The 13,327-nt window shown below is 70.5% G+C and carries 14 protein-coding genes and 1 tRNA gene; 6 read left to right on the top strand and 9 right to left on the bottom strand.

The features are described from left to right. Window positions 1-141: 141 nt before the first annotated feature. The 3 genes from ACTJK8_RS00395 to ACTJK8_RS00385 form a co-directional block, all read right to left on the bottom strand. Complete coding sequence (locus ACTJK8_RS00395; RefSeq protein WP_440761466.1) at window positions 142-1,059, bottom strand: histone deacetylase family protein; 918 nt, start codon at window positions 1,057-1,059, stop codon at window positions 142-144. Then, entirely contained in the window at window positions 1,059-1,961 is a 903-nt protein-coding gene (locus ACTJK8_RS00390; protein WP_043342882.1) for an NAD(P)/FAD-dependent oxidoreductase, read from the bottom strand. Before ACTJK8_RS00390 ends, ACTJK8_RS00395 begins: the two co-directional genes overlap by 1 nt. A gap of 211 nt (window positions 1,962-2,172) precedes the next feature. Next, window positions 2,173-2,257: transfer RNA gene (locus ACTJK8_RS00385), tRNA-Leu, on the bottom strand. A 126-nt stretch (window positions 2,258-2,383) separates the two neighbouring features. On the opposite strand from ACTJK8_RS00385, the gene ACTJK8_RS00380 reads away from it, so the two are divergent. Continuing rightward, window positions 2,384-2,965, top strand: coding sequence for a YqaA family protein (locus tag ACTJK8_RS00380; RefSeq protein WP_012317075.1), 582 nt, complete (start codon window positions 2,384-2,386; stop codon window positions 2,963-2,965). 2 nt (window positions 2,966-2,967) lie between these two features. After that, the gene (locus ACTJK8_RS00375; RefSeq protein WP_012317074.1) at window positions 2,968-3,456 is read left to right on the top strand and encodes a disulfide bond formation protein B; all 489 of its coding nucleotides are present in this window, start codon (window positions 2,968-2,970) and stop codon (window positions 3,454-3,456) included. Between the two features lie 23 nt (window positions 3,457-3,479). Here the strand turns inward: ACTJK8_RS00375 and ACTJK8_RS00370 are convergent, their stop codons facing one another. From ACTJK8_RS00370 to cpdR, 4 genes are all read right to left on the bottom strand, one after another. After that, on the bottom strand, window positions 3,480-3,932 hold the full coding sequence (locus ACTJK8_RS00370; RefSeq protein WP_012317073.1) for a DUF1178 family protein: 453 nt from the start codon (window positions 3,930-3,932) through the stop codon (window positions 3,480-3,482). 20 nt (window positions 3,933-3,952) lie between these two features. Further along, on the bottom strand, window positions 3,953-4,810 hold the full coding sequence (locus tag ACTJK8_RS00365; protein WP_012317072.1) for a carbon-nitrogen hydrolase family protein: 858 nt from the start codon (window positions 4,808-4,810) through the stop codon (window positions 3,953-3,955). Continuing rightward, window positions 4,803-5,072, bottom strand: coding sequence for a glutaredoxin 3 (gene grxC, locus ACTJK8_RS00360; RefSeq protein WP_012317071.1), 270 nt, complete (start codon window positions 5,070-5,072; stop codon window positions 4,803-4,805). Before grxC ends, ACTJK8_RS00365 begins: the two co-directional genes overlap by 8 nt. Before the next feature lie 114 nt (window positions 5,073-5,186). Next, entirely contained in the window at window positions 5,187-5,543 is a 357-nt protein-coding gene (gene cpdR, locus ACTJK8_RS00355) for a cell cycle two-component system response regulator CpdR (protein WP_003603128.1), read from the bottom strand. A 206-nt stretch (window positions 5,544-5,749) separates the two neighbouring features. Here cpdR and ACTJK8_RS00350 point away from each other — a divergent pair, with 206 nt between their 5' ends. Further along, a complete protein-coding gene (locus ACTJK8_RS00350) occupies window positions 5,750-6,652 on the top strand; it encodes an N-formylglutamate amidohydrolase (protein WP_012317070.1) in 903 nt (300 codons plus the stop codon). 391 nt (window positions 6,653-7,043) lie between these two features. Here the strand turns inward: ACTJK8_RS00350 and galU are convergent, their stop codons facing one another. After that, window positions 7,044-7,913 (bottom strand): UTP--glucose-1-phosphate uridylyltransferase GalU, encoded by an 870-nt coding sequence (gene galU, locus ACTJK8_RS00345; protein WP_440761352.1) that lies wholly within the window; start codon window positions 7,911-7,913, stop codon window positions 7,044-7,046. 171 nt (window positions 7,914-8,084) lie between these two features. Between galU and galE the strand changes: the two genes are divergently transcribed. The 3 genes from galE to ACTJK8_RS00330 all read left to right on the top strand — a co-directional run bounded on the left by galE (window position 8,085) and on the right by ACTJK8_RS00330 (window position 11,790). Then, window positions 8,085-9,077: a UDP-glucose 4-epimerase GalE gene (galE, locus tag ACTJK8_RS00340; RefSeq protein WP_012317068.1), complete on the top strand. Its 993-nt coding sequence runs from the start codon at window positions 8,085-8,087 to the stop codon at window positions 9,075-9,077. Window positions 9,078-9,081: 4 nt separating this feature from the next. Further along, window positions 9,082-10,272 (top strand): lytic murein transglycosylase, encoded by a 1,191-nt coding sequence (locus tag ACTJK8_RS00335; RefSeq protein WP_440761351.1) that lies wholly within the window; start codon window positions 9,082-9,084, stop codon window positions 10,270-10,272. An 87-nt stretch (window positions 10,273-10,359) separates the two neighbouring features. Next, window positions 10,360-11,790, top strand: a complete 1,431-nt coding sequence (locus ACTJK8_RS00330; RefSeq protein WP_029359140.1) for an SGNH/GDSL hydrolase family protein — start codon at window positions 10,360-10,362, stop codon at window positions 11,788-11,790. 24 nt (window positions 11,791-11,814) lie between these two features. On the opposite strand, the gene ACTJK8_RS00325 is transcribed toward ACTJK8_RS00330, so the two are convergent. Continuing rightward, complete coding sequence (locus ACTJK8_RS00325) at window positions 11,815-13,248, bottom strand: glutamate synthase subunit beta (RefSeq protein ID WP_012317065.1); 1,434 nt, start codon at window positions 13,246-13,248, stop codon at window positions 11,815-11,817. Window positions 13,249-13,327: the final 79 nt, after the last annotated feature.

Here is a 13,327-nt window from a genome sequence, read left to right as displayed (position 1 = left end):
CCTCATCTATCCGCCCGACCTGCATCCTCGACCGCAGCCCTTCCCAAAACCTTTCTCGCGGAGCCGGAGACTGCATATCGACCATCGCGTGATGCAATCGGGTCTCACTCCACATCTCACGCAGGCGCCAGGCGCGGGGTCTCACCCGACAGTCGACTCCGCGGCCGCCTCGGCGGCCAGAGCCTCGAAGACCAGGGCGTGGCGCCGCGCCAGAGCATCGACATCGTGCGTGTAACCGCCGCCGATCACCGCGGCGAGGGCGATCCCGCGGGCACGAGCCTGGGCCACGACGAACCGATCGCGGGCGAGCAGGCCGTCATCGGTGAGGCAGAGACGGCCGAGGCGGTCGTCGCGATGGGGATCGACGCCCGCATTGTAGAAGACGAGATCCGGCGCGAACGCGTCGAGGAGCGGCGGCAGTCGGGCGCGCAGGACATCGAGGTAGCCGGCATCGTCGAGCCGGTCGGGCAGACCGATGTCGAGGTCGCCGGCGATCTTCTGGGCGGGATAATTGTTCTCGCAATGGATCGAGAGCGTGAACAGGTCGGGACTGAGCGCGAGGCAATCCGCGGTCCCATCGCCCTGATGCACGTCCAGATCCACCACGAGGACGCGCCGGACCAGACCTTCGGCCTGGAGGGTGCGGGCCGCCACCGCGACATCGTTCAGCACGCAGAAGCCGGCGCCCTGCTGGCGCCGCGCGTGGTGGCTGCCGCCGGCGGCGCTGCCCGCCAGCCCTTCCGCGAGGGCGAGGCGCCCGGCCAGGAGTGTGCCGCCCACCGACGCGCGCGCGCGACGGACCAGGGCGGCGTCGACCGGCAGGCCGATGGCCCGTTCGATCTCGCGGCCGACATCGCAGGCGAGCACCGCGTCCACGTAGGCGGGATCGTGCGCGCGCAGCAGGATGTCCGCGCTGGCCGGCTCCGGCGTGACGAAGCCCAGGGGTGCCAGGCCCTTGGCGACCAGCGTCTCGGCGAGCAGACCGTACTTGCGCATCGGGAAGCGGTGGCCGGACGGGAGCGGCGCCTCGTAGGCCGGGTGAAAGGCGATCGGCGGAATCACGCGGGGCAGCCCAGATCGGCCATGAGGCCCCGGGCCAGCGCCTCGCCGCTGTCGTAGGCCGCCTCGATCCGGGCTCCGAGGCACCAATCCCCGGCCGCGCCGACGCGCAGGTCCGGATCGTACAGGCAGGGCTTCTGGAGCGCCGTCTCGACCTGGGCGTAGCGCCAGCGATGCGCCTCCGCGTGCGACGGCCGGAGCCCGGTACCGAGAACGTCCTCGGCCGCCTCGAGAAGTTCGGCGACGACCGCCTCGCGCGCGGCCTCGAGGTGTCGGCGGGACCATTCCGGCGTCGCGTGCACCGTCAGCCGGCAACCGGCAGGTCGCCCGGGCTTCGAGGCATCGTGCGCGATCAGGCCGATCGGATCTGTCCGGGGCTCGATCAGGACATCCGGCGGCGACGCGTCCGTTGCCACCATGAGGGACCAGCAAGGCGCGTAGGAGGCGCGGCCGATGCCGGGCAAGGCGACACCCGACGCGTCGAGCAGCGTCGCGACCTGAGGGGCCGGGAAGGTGATCGCGATGCCGTCGAACGGGCCGTGGACGGTGCCGGACGCGTCCTCGACGTGCCAGCGCGGGCCCGCGCGTCGAAGCCGCACGACGGTCGTGGCGCTCGAGACCGGAAGCCCCCTGAGCAGGGCGCGGACGGGCTCGGTCATACCGGGCACACCCACATACCGGTCGGCGCCGGCCCAGGGCTTGACGATGCCCCGCTGCGCCCAGCATTCGAGCTGAGCCGCGAAGGCGGGACCGCGCGCCCGCATGAACTGCGCGCCATGATCAAACTGCATGTCACCGGCCCGCCGGGTCGCCATGCGCCCCCCGACCCCGCGCCCTTTATCGAGGACCTGGACGCGGAGCCCTGCCTGAGAGAGCCGGCGCGCTGCGGCCGCGCCGGCCATGCCGGCGCCGAGGACCGCGACAATTCCGTGCTGGTTCACGCCCTGCCCCGCCTCGCCGAACGGCCCTGACGACCGCGCGGCGGCGAAGATAGAGGACGCGATGCGCGACGTCAGAGCGACGGAATCGCGCTGCACGACGGATCGATCGATGCGTCGCGACGCGGATCCGGTCGAGAAGTCCGACAGCGTCCCGCGTCGATCGGTGGCGCTCTGGTGCGGGTAGAGGGAATCGAACCCCCACGCCTTGCGGCTGGCGATTTTGAGTCGCCCGCGTCTACCAATTCCGCCATACCCGCGTGCCAGGGGCTCTTCGCATAGGTCGGCAGCTCCGGCCAAGTGTTGTTTTTGCGCGGGTCGTCGATCTGGCCAAGGTCTCGCACCTATGCTCAAAGGGCGGCCGATCGCTCAAATCGGGACCTTGAATGCTCCGCCGGCTCTACGCGTGGATCCTGGCCCTCAGTGACCGGCCGTCCGCGCCCTACGCGCTCGGCGCCGTGGCCTTCGCAGAAAGCTCCTTCTTCCCGGTTCCGCCGGACGTGATGCTGGTGCCGATGGCGGTTGCCCGGCCGGACCGGGTCTGGCTCTACGCCACGATCACGACGGTCGCCTCGGTCCTCGGCGGCCTCGTCGGCTACGCCATCGGGGCCCTGCTGTTCGACTCCGTCGGCGAGTGGCTCATCCGCCTCTACGGCCTGCAGAACTCGGCCGCGACGTTCCAGGATTCCTACGCGCGCTACGGCCACTGGGTGATCCTGCTGAAGGGACTCACGCCGATCCCCTACAAGCTCGTCACGATCACGTCGGGCTTCGCGCACTACAGCCTGTTCTGGTTCACGATCCTGTCGATCGTGACCCGCGGCGCCCGCTTCTTCATTCTCGCCGGATTGCTCGGGCGCTACGGTGTGCAGATCCGCGGCGTGCTCGACCGACACCTGAACGCGGTCGCGGCGATCTCCGTCGCCGTCATCGTCCTCGGCTTCCTGCTCTTTAAGGTAATCCTGTAGCGATGAACACGGCGGCTGCCCTGCGCCTCAAGACCGCTGGCCTCTGGCTCGCGATCGCCTCCGCCCTCACGGTCGGGGCCGCGCTCGTGCTCCAGTACGGATACGGCTACGCGCCGTGCAAGCTCTGCCTGACCGAGCGTCTGCCCTACTACGCCGCCGTACCGCTGGGCCTGCTGGCCCTGTTCCTGCCGGAGCGTCTGGCGCGGATCGCCCTCGGGCTCGCCGCTCTCGGCCTCCTCTACGGGGCCGGGATCGGGGTCTACCACGCCGGCGCGGAATGGGGCTTCTGGCCCGGACCCGCCGATTGCGGCGGCGGCACCGGCGCCAATCCGGGTCAGATCGGCGACTTCCTCAACAGCCTGCAGACCACGAAGGTCGTCGACTGCTCGGTGGCCGCGCTCCGGGTGCTGGGCGTGTCGCTCGCCGGCTGGAGCGCCGTGATCTCGGCCGTGCTGGCCTCGTTCGCGGGGACCGCCGCCCTGCGTCCCTGACGCGTCCCGGCCGGCGGAACCGCTCAGTTCCGGTCGTCGGGCAGGATCGGGATCGCCGCCACCTCGATGCCCTCGTCGATCAGGGCGCGCGCCTCCGCGGGGCTCGCCTCGCCGTAGATCGAACGCCCCTCCGCCTCGCCGTAGTGGATCTTGCGCGCTTCCTCGGGAAAGCGCGCCCCGACATGCTCGGAATTCGCCACGACGTGCTCCCGGAACGCGCGCAGCATCGCCCGCATCTGACGCTCCGGCTCGGCGACCATGGTCACGGGTGCGTCCGCCCTGGGAACCGGCGCGGGCGCGCGGTCCCGATCCGTGCGGGCGACGCTCGGCACCATCAGGGCCTTGCTGACCTTGGCGCTGTCGCAGACCGGACACGTCACGAGGCCGCGTGCGACCTGGGTGTCGTAGGAATCGGAGGACGGGAACCAGCTCTCGAAGCCGTGCCCGGTGTCGCAGACGAGACTGTACCGGATCATTCTGTTGCTTGCTGGGGTGCCTATTGCGCGGCCTGAACGCGCGGACCCACGCGGTCGACGGTGAACGGCCGGGCGTGCTGCAGCGCGGGGATGCGGGCGCGGGCCTCGGCGACCTGCGCGAGGTCGATTTCCGCCAGGATGATCCCGGGCTCCGCCCCGCCGGCATCGGCGAGGACGCGGCCCCAGGGATCGACGATCAGCGAGTGCCCGTAGGTCTCGCGCCCGTCCTCATGCTGTCCGCCCTGCGCCGCAGAGATCACGAAGGCGCCGGTCTCGATGGCCCGGGCCCGCTGGAGCACGTGCCAGTGAGCCTCGCCGGTCTGCCGGGTGAAGCAGGCGGGGGCCGTCAGAACGTCGGCGCCCGCTTCGGCGAGGGCACGGTACAGGGCCGGGAAACGGATGTCGTAGCAGATCGTCAGGCCGAGCGTGGCCCAAGGCGTCTCGGCGAGCACCGCGCAGGCGCCCCCGGAATAGGTCGCCGATTCCCGCCAGCGCTCGCCGCTCGGCAGGTCGACGTCGAAGAGATGCAGCTTGTCGTACGACGCCAGGATCTCGCCGTCGGCGCCGATCAGGTAGGCGCGGTTGGCGATCTTGTCGCCGGACTTGACCGCGATCGAGCCGATCTGGACGAGTGTCCCGGTCTGACGCGCGGCCTCGCGGAGCGCCGCCAGGGTCTGGTCCTCCTCCTCGGTGGTGACGTGCGCGAACAGGCGCTCGCGGCTCCGCTCGACCAGGGAGGTCATCTCGGGGGTCTGCACGTAGGCGGCGCCCCGGGCCGCCGCCTCGCGCACGCCCGCCACGGCCGCGTCGCGGTTGGCGACCGGGTCCCGCCCCGACCGCATCTGCACGCAGGCCGCCGTGAAGCGGGACTCAGGCATCGGCCGTGTCCTTGAGCAGCGGGTCGAGCTTGCCGGCCCGGTCCAGGGCGTAGAGGTCGTCGCAGCCGCCGACATGCGTGGCGCCGATGAAGATCTGGGGAACGCTGGTGCGGCCGCCGGCGCGCTCGACCATCGCGGTCCGGGCGCCCTGAACGCGCTCGACGTCGATCTCCTGGAAGGCGGCGCCCTTCTCCTTCAGCAGGCTCTTGGCCGCCGAGCAGTAGGGACACCAAGCCGTGGTGTAGATTGTGACCGGCTGCATCGCGATCGTCGCCCCGCCCGTGAACGCCCGACATATAGGAGCGCGGGGCGCGGCTTGCCTATGCCCCTGTGGTCACAGGGCAACGCGCGCGCCGTCGGCGACGCGCGGGCAGGATCAGGCGGCCAGGAGCTTCTCGACCTCGTTCACGAGGTCGCGGAGGTGGAAGGGCTTCGACAGGACCTTGGCGTCCTTCGGGGCCTTCGAATCCGGGTTGAGGGCGACGGCCGCGAAGCCGGTGATGAACATCACCTTGATGTCGGGATCGAGTTCGGTGGCGCGGCGGGCCAGCTCGATGCCGTCCATCTCGGGCATCACGATATCGGTCAGCAGCAGCTCGAACGGCTCCTCGCGCAGCCGGTTGTAGGCGGAGAGGCCATTGTCGAAGGACAGGACATCATAGCCCGCGTTCTGCAGCGCCTTGGCCAGAAACCGGCGCATATCGTTGTCGTCTTCCGCCAGCAGGATTTTCATCGGCCGGATCCGAGCCTTCGAGTCGAGAAGTTGATCCCATAAAGGGAGGCGATGGTAAACAAGGTGTTAGGATGGAGCGCGCAGCCGGCGCCGCGTGTCTCCCGGGCGACTGCGTCAGCCGCCGGTGCGGAGTGGACAGGCGATCGTTCGCGCACCACAGTGAGCGCCTGCCGTCCTCGTTCAACCGCTGGGGTGCCCAACAGCCGATGACTGCAACCGAACCGGTACAGCCAGACGCCTTCGGATTTGCCCCGGCCTTCGCGGTCGACGAGCCCGCGGCGCACACCCTGCCTTTCGTCTTCAATACCGGTCATTCCGGGGCCGTCTACCCCCCCGACTTCATCGCGGCCTCGCGGCTCGACGCGCTGACCCTGCGCCGCTCCGAGGACGCCCACGTCGAGCGCCTGTTCGCGTCGGTCGTCGAGTTGGGGGCGCCGCTCCTGCGTGCCAACTTCCCCCGCGCCTTCCTCGACGTGAACCGCGAGCCCTACGAGCTGGACCCGCGCATGTTCGAAGGGCGTCTTCCACCCTTCGCCAATACCCGGTCGATGCGCGTCGCCGGTGGCCTCGGGACGGTGCCGCGAGTCGTCGCCGACGGCCAGGAGATCTACGCCCGCCGCCTGCCGGTCGCCGAGGCGACCGCCCGGATTGAGAATCTGTACAAGCCGTATCACCGCGCGCTGCGCGGACTGGTCCAGCGCACGGCGCGCACCCACGGCCACTGCATGCTCGTCGACTGCCACTCGATGCCGTCCTCGAGCCTGGGCCGCGATCCAGACATGAAGGCGGACGTAGTCCTGGGCGACCGCTACGGAACGGCGTGCGCCCCCGTCCTGATCGACGGGTTCGAGGCTGCGTTCCGGGCGCGGGGTTTCCGCGTGGTGCGCAACAAGCCCTACGCCGGCGGCTTCATCACGGAGCATTACGGCGAGCCGAACCTCGACCGCCACGCGCTCCAGATCGAGGTGAACCGGGGCCTCTACATGAACGAGGCCAGCCTCGCGACGACGGCCGGATTCCCGGGCCTGGTCGAAGCCCTGCGCGCTGTCATCACCGACGTCGCCAGGGAGCTCGACGAGCTGGTCCCTCGCCAAATGGCCGCGGAATAGCGGTCCCGGCCCACCCGCTCCTAGAGAAGAGTGACGCTGTACCGGACAGAAAAAAGGCCACTCCCGAAGGAGCGGCCCGAAGTCTAGGGAGGAAACGCCCAAGAAGGGCAACGAGACCGCGACGCCATCGCGATCTCGCAACGCACAAATTAAAGTGCGCCGCACAAGAAGCAAGCGCAAAACGTCCGGACCGGCCGCACTGCGCGCATACCTGAACCGCGTTCGCCGTGAGCGTCGCCCCCGACGCCGCGAAGAGCGGGCTGATCTTTCGATCGATAGTGAAGAACCCTGACCGCCGCGGCCGGCGACCGGGGTTCTGAACCGTCGGAGCTGTCGCCGGAACGTGCCGGCGGCGGGCCCGCAATCGTCGGACCTGCGCCCGGCGTGCCGCTCAGCCGTGATGCTTCAGCAGCTTCTCGATCTCGGCCCGTAGGGGACCCGCGAGATCGTTCCGCTCCAGAGCGTAGGCGAGGTTCGCCGTGAGGAAGCCGAGCTTCGAGCCGGTGTCGTAGGTCCGGCCCTCGTAGCGCATGCCGAAGAACGCCTGCGTCTCCATCAGGTCGATCATGGCGTCGGTGAGCTGGATCTCGCCGCCCGCGCCCTTCTTGCCGTGCTCCAGGATCCCGAAGATCTCGGGCTGCAGGATGTAGCGCCCGGAAATGATGAAGTTCGACGGCGCCGTGCCCTGCTTGGGCTTCTCGACCATCCCGGTGATCTGGAACGACTGGCCGTAGGTCTCGCCGACGCTGACGATGCCGTACTGGTGAGTCTCCTCGGGGGCCACCTCCTCGACCGCGATGATGTTGCCGCCGTGGCGATCGTAGGCGGCCAGCATCTGCTGCATGCAGCCGCGGCTCAGCATGTCGGGGAGCAGCACCGCGAACGGCTCGTCGCCGACGATCTCGCGGGCACACCACACCGCGTGGCCGAGGCCGAGCGGCGCCTGCTGGCGGGTGAAGCTGGTCTGGCCGGCCTTCGGCAGGTCCTTCTTGAGCTCCTCATAGGCGGCCGTCTTCCCCCGCTCCTGCAGGGTGTGGTCCAGTTCGAACGCGACGTCGAAGTGGTCCTCGATGACCGCCTTGCCGCGGCCAGTGACGAAGATGAAGTGCTCGATCCCCGCCGCGCGGGCCTCGTCGACGACGTGCTGCACCACCGGCCGGTCGACGACCGTAAGCATCTCCTTCGGGACCGCCTTGGTGGCGGGCAGGAAGCGCGTGCCGAGGCCCGCGACGGGGAGGACGGCCTTGCGGATCGGTTTCATCGAGCGGTAACCCCGGAACTGGATGGAACGACGTGGTCAGCTGTGCGGTCAGTGAGATAGCTTAACGCGAGCCGTCGCAAGCATGTACGTCGATAGTATGAGGTGGCGGGGCGTAAATTTCCCGTCTGCAAAAGCGTATGCCGGTGCCGGGGTGGCGGCAGAGGGGGTGAGATGGCGGTTCTGGTGACGGGTGGTGCCGGCTACATCGGCAGCCACATGGTGCTGGCGCTCCTCGACGCCGGCCATGAGGAGGTCGTCGTCCTGGACGATCTGTCCACCGGTTTCGACTGGGCGGTCCCGGAGGGCGTGAAGCTCGTCGTCGGCGACGTGGCCGACCAAGCCCTCGTGACGCAGACGATCCTCCAGCACCGCATCGACGCCCTGGCCCATTTCGCCGCCAAGATCGTCGTGCCCGATTCCGTGGCCGATCCCCTGGGCTACTACCTGGCCAACACGGTGAAGACCCGCTCGCTGATCGAGGCCGCGGTACGCGCCGGCGTCAAGCACGTGATCTTCTCCTCGACCGCGGCCGTCTACGGCGAGCCCGACGTCACGCCGGTTCCCGAGGATCTGCCGCTCAACCCGATCAACCCCTACGGCCGCTCGAAGCTGATGAGCGAGTGGATGATCGCCGACGCCGCCGCGGCGCACGGCTTCTCCTACGTGGTCCTGCGCTACTTCAACGTCGCCGGCGCAGATCCGGAGGGGCGGTCCGGCCAGTCGACGCCGAATGCCACACACCTCATCAAGGTGGCCACCCAGGCGGCGCTCGGACAGCGCGCCCGGCTCGACGTCTTCGGGACCGACTACCCGACCCCGGACGGGTCGTGCCTGCGCGACTACATCCAGGTGTCGGACCTCGCCGAGGCGCATCGCCTCGCCCTCGACCACCTGCGCTCCGGCGGCGAGAGCCTGACGCTGAACTGCGGCTACGGGCGCGGCTACTCGGTGCTCGAGGTGGTCGAAGTCGTGAAGCGGATCTCCGGCCGCGATTTCGAGGTGCGCCTGTGCCCGCGCCGAGCCGGCGATCCGGCCCAGATCGTCGCCGAGGCGGCGCGCATCCGCGAGCGCCTGGGGTGGCAGCCCCGGCACGACGACCTCGACGCCATCGTCGACCAGGCGCTCGCCTGGGAACAGCGCCTGGAGAAGCGCAATCGGATCTGACCGGATGCTCTCCCGCCGATGGTTTCTGGCCGCGGCGGCGTCCCTCGCCACCGGGGAGGCCCGCGCCGAGGACGCCTTCCGGGCGTTCATCGAGGCCCTGCGTCCGGACGCGGCGGCGCGGGGTGTCACCGCGGCGACTTTCGACGCGGCGTTTCGCGGGATCACGGGACCCGATGCCGGCATTCTGGCGCGCACCCGCCGCCAAAGCGAGTTCGTCCGGCCGGTCTGGGAGTACCTCGTCGGCGCGGTCTCGGCCGGCCGCATCGCGCGCGGACGCGCCCGTGCGGCGGCCCTCGCGTCGACCCTGACGGCAATCGAGGGCCGCTACGGCGTTCCGGGGCGGATGGCGATGGCGTTCTGGGGCGTCGAATCGGACTTCGGAGCGAGCGCGGGCAGCGTTCCGACGGTCCGGGCGCTGGCGACGCTCGCCGAGGCGCGGCACCGCGGCGGCCTGTTCCGCGACGAGCTCCTGGCCGCGCTCACGATCCTGCAGCGCGGCGACATCGCGCCGGACCGGATGAGCGGCAGCTGGGCCGGCGCGATGGGTCAGGTGCAGTTCCTGCCCTCCACCTACCTGGCCCACGCGGTCGACTTCGACGGCGACGGCCGCCGCGACATCTGGACCAGCGAGCCGGACTCGCTGGCATCGATCGCGGCCTACCTCAAGGATCTCGGCTGGAATCCGGCGCTCTCTTGGGGCTACGAGGTGCTCCTGCCGAAGGACTTCGACCTGAGCCGCTACGCGGGCGATCTCGGCAGCTTCGCCGAGCGAGGCGTTCGCCGCACCGACGGGAAGCCGCTGCCGGGGACCGGACGTGCCAGCCTGTTCCTGCCCGGTGGCCTGGGGGCGCCGGTCTTCCTGATCACCGACAATTTCGAGGTGATCCGAGGCTACAACACCTCGGATTCCTACGCGCTGGCGGTGGGACACCTCGCAGACCGACTCGCCGGCGGTCCGCCGCTGGCCGCGCCTTGGCCAGCCGCCGGCGCCCGCCTCGACGGGCCGGGCCTCCGCGCCCTGCAAACCGGCCTCGCGGCGGCCGGCTTCTACGACGGGCCGACGGATGGACGGGCCGGCCCGAAGCTGCGCGAGGCGGTGCGGCGCTACCAGATCAGCGCCGGATTGCCGGCCGACGGCTACGCCACGCCGGCCCTGCTCGACCGCGTCACCGGCAAGGCGGCACGGCGACGCTGAGCCCGTCGAGAGGTTTAGACCCGCGTGCTGCTTCCGCCTATAGTGGCCGCGTTCCGAACGGGTCCGGTTCGGCGTGAAGCGTACGGAATGCGCATGGTCCTCGCTCGTCGGCGTCACTCGGAGCGTCCGCTGCTCCTCGGGCTCGCAGCCCTGCTGGGGCTGGCGGGGCTGGCGGCCATCGGCGGTCCGGCCCGCGCGCAATGGGGCGACAGCTACCAGCAGCAGCAGGGCGGCACCTACTACGAGGCACCGCCGCGTCGGCGGCCGCGGGACGCCTATTACCGCGACGACGGGACGTACGGGCGTCAGCCCCGTTACGCGCCGCAGCAGGAGGCGCCGCGCCAGTTCTACTGGCCCTGGGAGGACAGGCCGCAGCCGGTGGCGCCGCAGCCGGAGCGCACCTACCGGGCGCCGCGCCAGCGCAATCCCTACGCGACCGGCGAGGCGCAGCGACCGGCCCCCGCGGTGAAACGGCGGGTCCGTCCGGCCCGGGCACCGACGCCGCCGAAACCCGCGGTCGCCAAGACCGAGCCGAACGTCCAGATCGCCGTCTTCGGCGATTCCCTGGCCGACCACCTCGCCAAGGGCCTCGACGACGTGTTCGAGGACAATGCCGACGTCGCCGTGATCGACCGCGCGAAGGGCGACAGCGGTCTGGTGCGCAAGGACGTCGTCGACTGGCCGAAGGTCGCGCAAGACTACCTCCAGAGCAACGGGAAGGTGCGCTACGCCCTGGTGATGATGGGTGCGAACGACCGACAGCCGATCCGCGAGGGCGACGAGACGGCCGAGCCCCTCACGGACCGCTGGCGCGCGCTCTACCGCGCGCGGGTGGAGGCGCTCGTGAAGGTCTTCACCGACCGCAAGATCCCGCTGATCTGGGTCGGGTTGCCGCCCGTCCAGAGCGAGACGCTCAGCCGGGATCTCGCGTCCTTGAACGACATTGTCCGCGACACCGTCGGCAAGGCCGGCGGGACCTACGTCGACATCTGGCCGGGCTTCGTCGACGACCGGGACCGGTACGCCGCGTCGGGCCCGGATCCGGAGGGCCAGATCGCCAAGCTCCGCACCGCGGACGGCGTGCATTTCACCAAAGCGGGCGACCGGAAGCTCGCCCACTTCGCCGATGTCGAGCTGAAGCGGCTGATGGGCGCGGTGCCGGGCACGACCGAGCCGTCGCCGACCGCGACCGTGGCGCCGACCGCGCCGTCCTCGACCCCCGGGCCCAGCCTCGACGGTACCGCGCCGGCCACCGACACCGCGGCGATCGATCGTCAGATCACCGCGATGCTGCCGAGCCTGCCCGAGCCGCCCGGCGTGCCGGCGCTTCCGGTGAAGCCCGCGGCCGGCCCCGTGGTGCCGCTGAGCCGGAGCGAGGTGTCGCCCGGCGGCGCGCTGCTCAACGGACGGCCGCGCGACCCCGACAATTCCGGGACCGTGGAGCGGACGCTGCTGCGCGGCAACGCACCGATGCCGCAGCCCGGCCGCGCCGACGATTTCCGCTGGCCGCCCGGCTAAGCCGGGTGGATCCTCCGTGCGCCCTCAGCGCGGCAGGACGCTGGCGCCCATCAGGGTCTCGTCGATGGCGCGCGCCGCCTGACGTCCCTCGCGGATCGCCCAGACCACCAGGGACTGGCCGCGCCGCATATCGCCCGCGGCCCAGATCTTCGCGTCCGAGGTGCGGTAGTCCTCCTCGTTCGCCTCGACATTGCCGCGCTTGCTGACGCCGATCCCGGATTGCTCGAGGAGCCCCTTCTGCACCGAGCCGGCGAAGCCGATCGCCATGAAGACGAGGTCGGCGGGCAGCACAAACTCTGTCCCGGCGATCGGCTGGCGCTTGGCATCGACCCGGGCGCAGACCACGCCGGTGAGCTGGCCCTTCTTGTTGCCCTCGAGCCGCAGGGTCGCGGCCTGGAACTCGCGCTCCGCACCCTCGGCCTGGCTCGACGAGGTCCGCATCTTGGTCGGCCAGTAGGGCCATACGGTGAGCTTGTCCTCCCGCTCGGGCGGGCGCGGGCGGATGTCGAGCTGCGTCACCGACAGCGCCCCCTGGCGGAAGGCGGTGCCGACGCAGTCGGAGGCGGTGTCGCCGCCGCCGATGACGACCACGTTCTTGCCCGAGGCCAGGATCGGCTGCTCGCCGTTGCCGCGCATCGGCTCGGCGCTCACGCGCCGATTGGACTGGACGAGGTAGGGCATCGCGTAGTGCACGCCCTCGAGGTCCTGGCCGGGCAGCTGCGGGTTGCGGGGATCCTCGGCGCCGCCGCAGAACATCACGGCGTCGAACTCGGCCTTGAGCTCGTCCACCGACTTCGTCACGCCGATGTTCTGGTTGTAGTGGAAGACGACGCCCTCGGCCTCCATCTGGCGCACGCGCCGGTCGATGTGGCGCTTCTCCATCTTGAAGTCCGGGATGCCGTAGCGGAGCAGGCCGCCCGCCTTCGGCTCGCGCTCGAACACGTGGACGTCGTGCCCGGCACGGGCGAGCTGCTGGGCCGCCGCCATCCCGGCGGGGCCGGAGCCCACGATCGCGACGCGCTTGCCGGTGCGGGCCTGTGCCGGCTCGGGCTTCACCCAGCCCATGTTCCACGCCCGGTCGGCGATCGCCTGCTCGATCGTCTTGATGGCGACCGGCTGGTTCTCGAGGTTCAGCGTGCAGGCCTCCTCGCAGGGCGCGGGGCAGACGCGGCCGGTAAACTCCGGGAAATTGTTCGTGGAGTGGAGGTTGCGGGACGCCTCCTCCCAATCCGACTGGAACACGAGGTCGTTCCAGTCCGGGATCTGGTTGTGGACCGGGCAGCCCGTCGGCCCGTGGCAGAACGGGATGCCGCAATCCATGCAGCGGGCGGCCTGTTTCGTCAGGTCGTGCTCATCGAGCGGCAGCGTGAACTCGCGGAAGTGCCGGACCCGGTCGGCAGCGAGCTGGTACTTCTGCTCCTGCCGGTCGAACTCGAGGAAGCCTGTGATCTTGCCCATTGGTCAGCCCCTGGGCCGGCCAGTCTCTGACTGCGCTGCCCGCGTCGTCGTCTCGTGTCAGTGCGTGACCGGGCGGCAG

The sequence above is a fragment of the Methylobacterium sp. 22177 genome (genome assembly GCF_052045615.1).
Classification (GTDB): Bacteria; Pseudomonadota; Alphaproteobacteria; order Rhizobiales; family Beijerinckiaceae; genus Methylobacterium; species Methylobacterium radiotolerans.
Note: the sequence above shows the minus strand (reverse complement) of the source record. Positions and strands in the feature narration are given on the sequence as shown.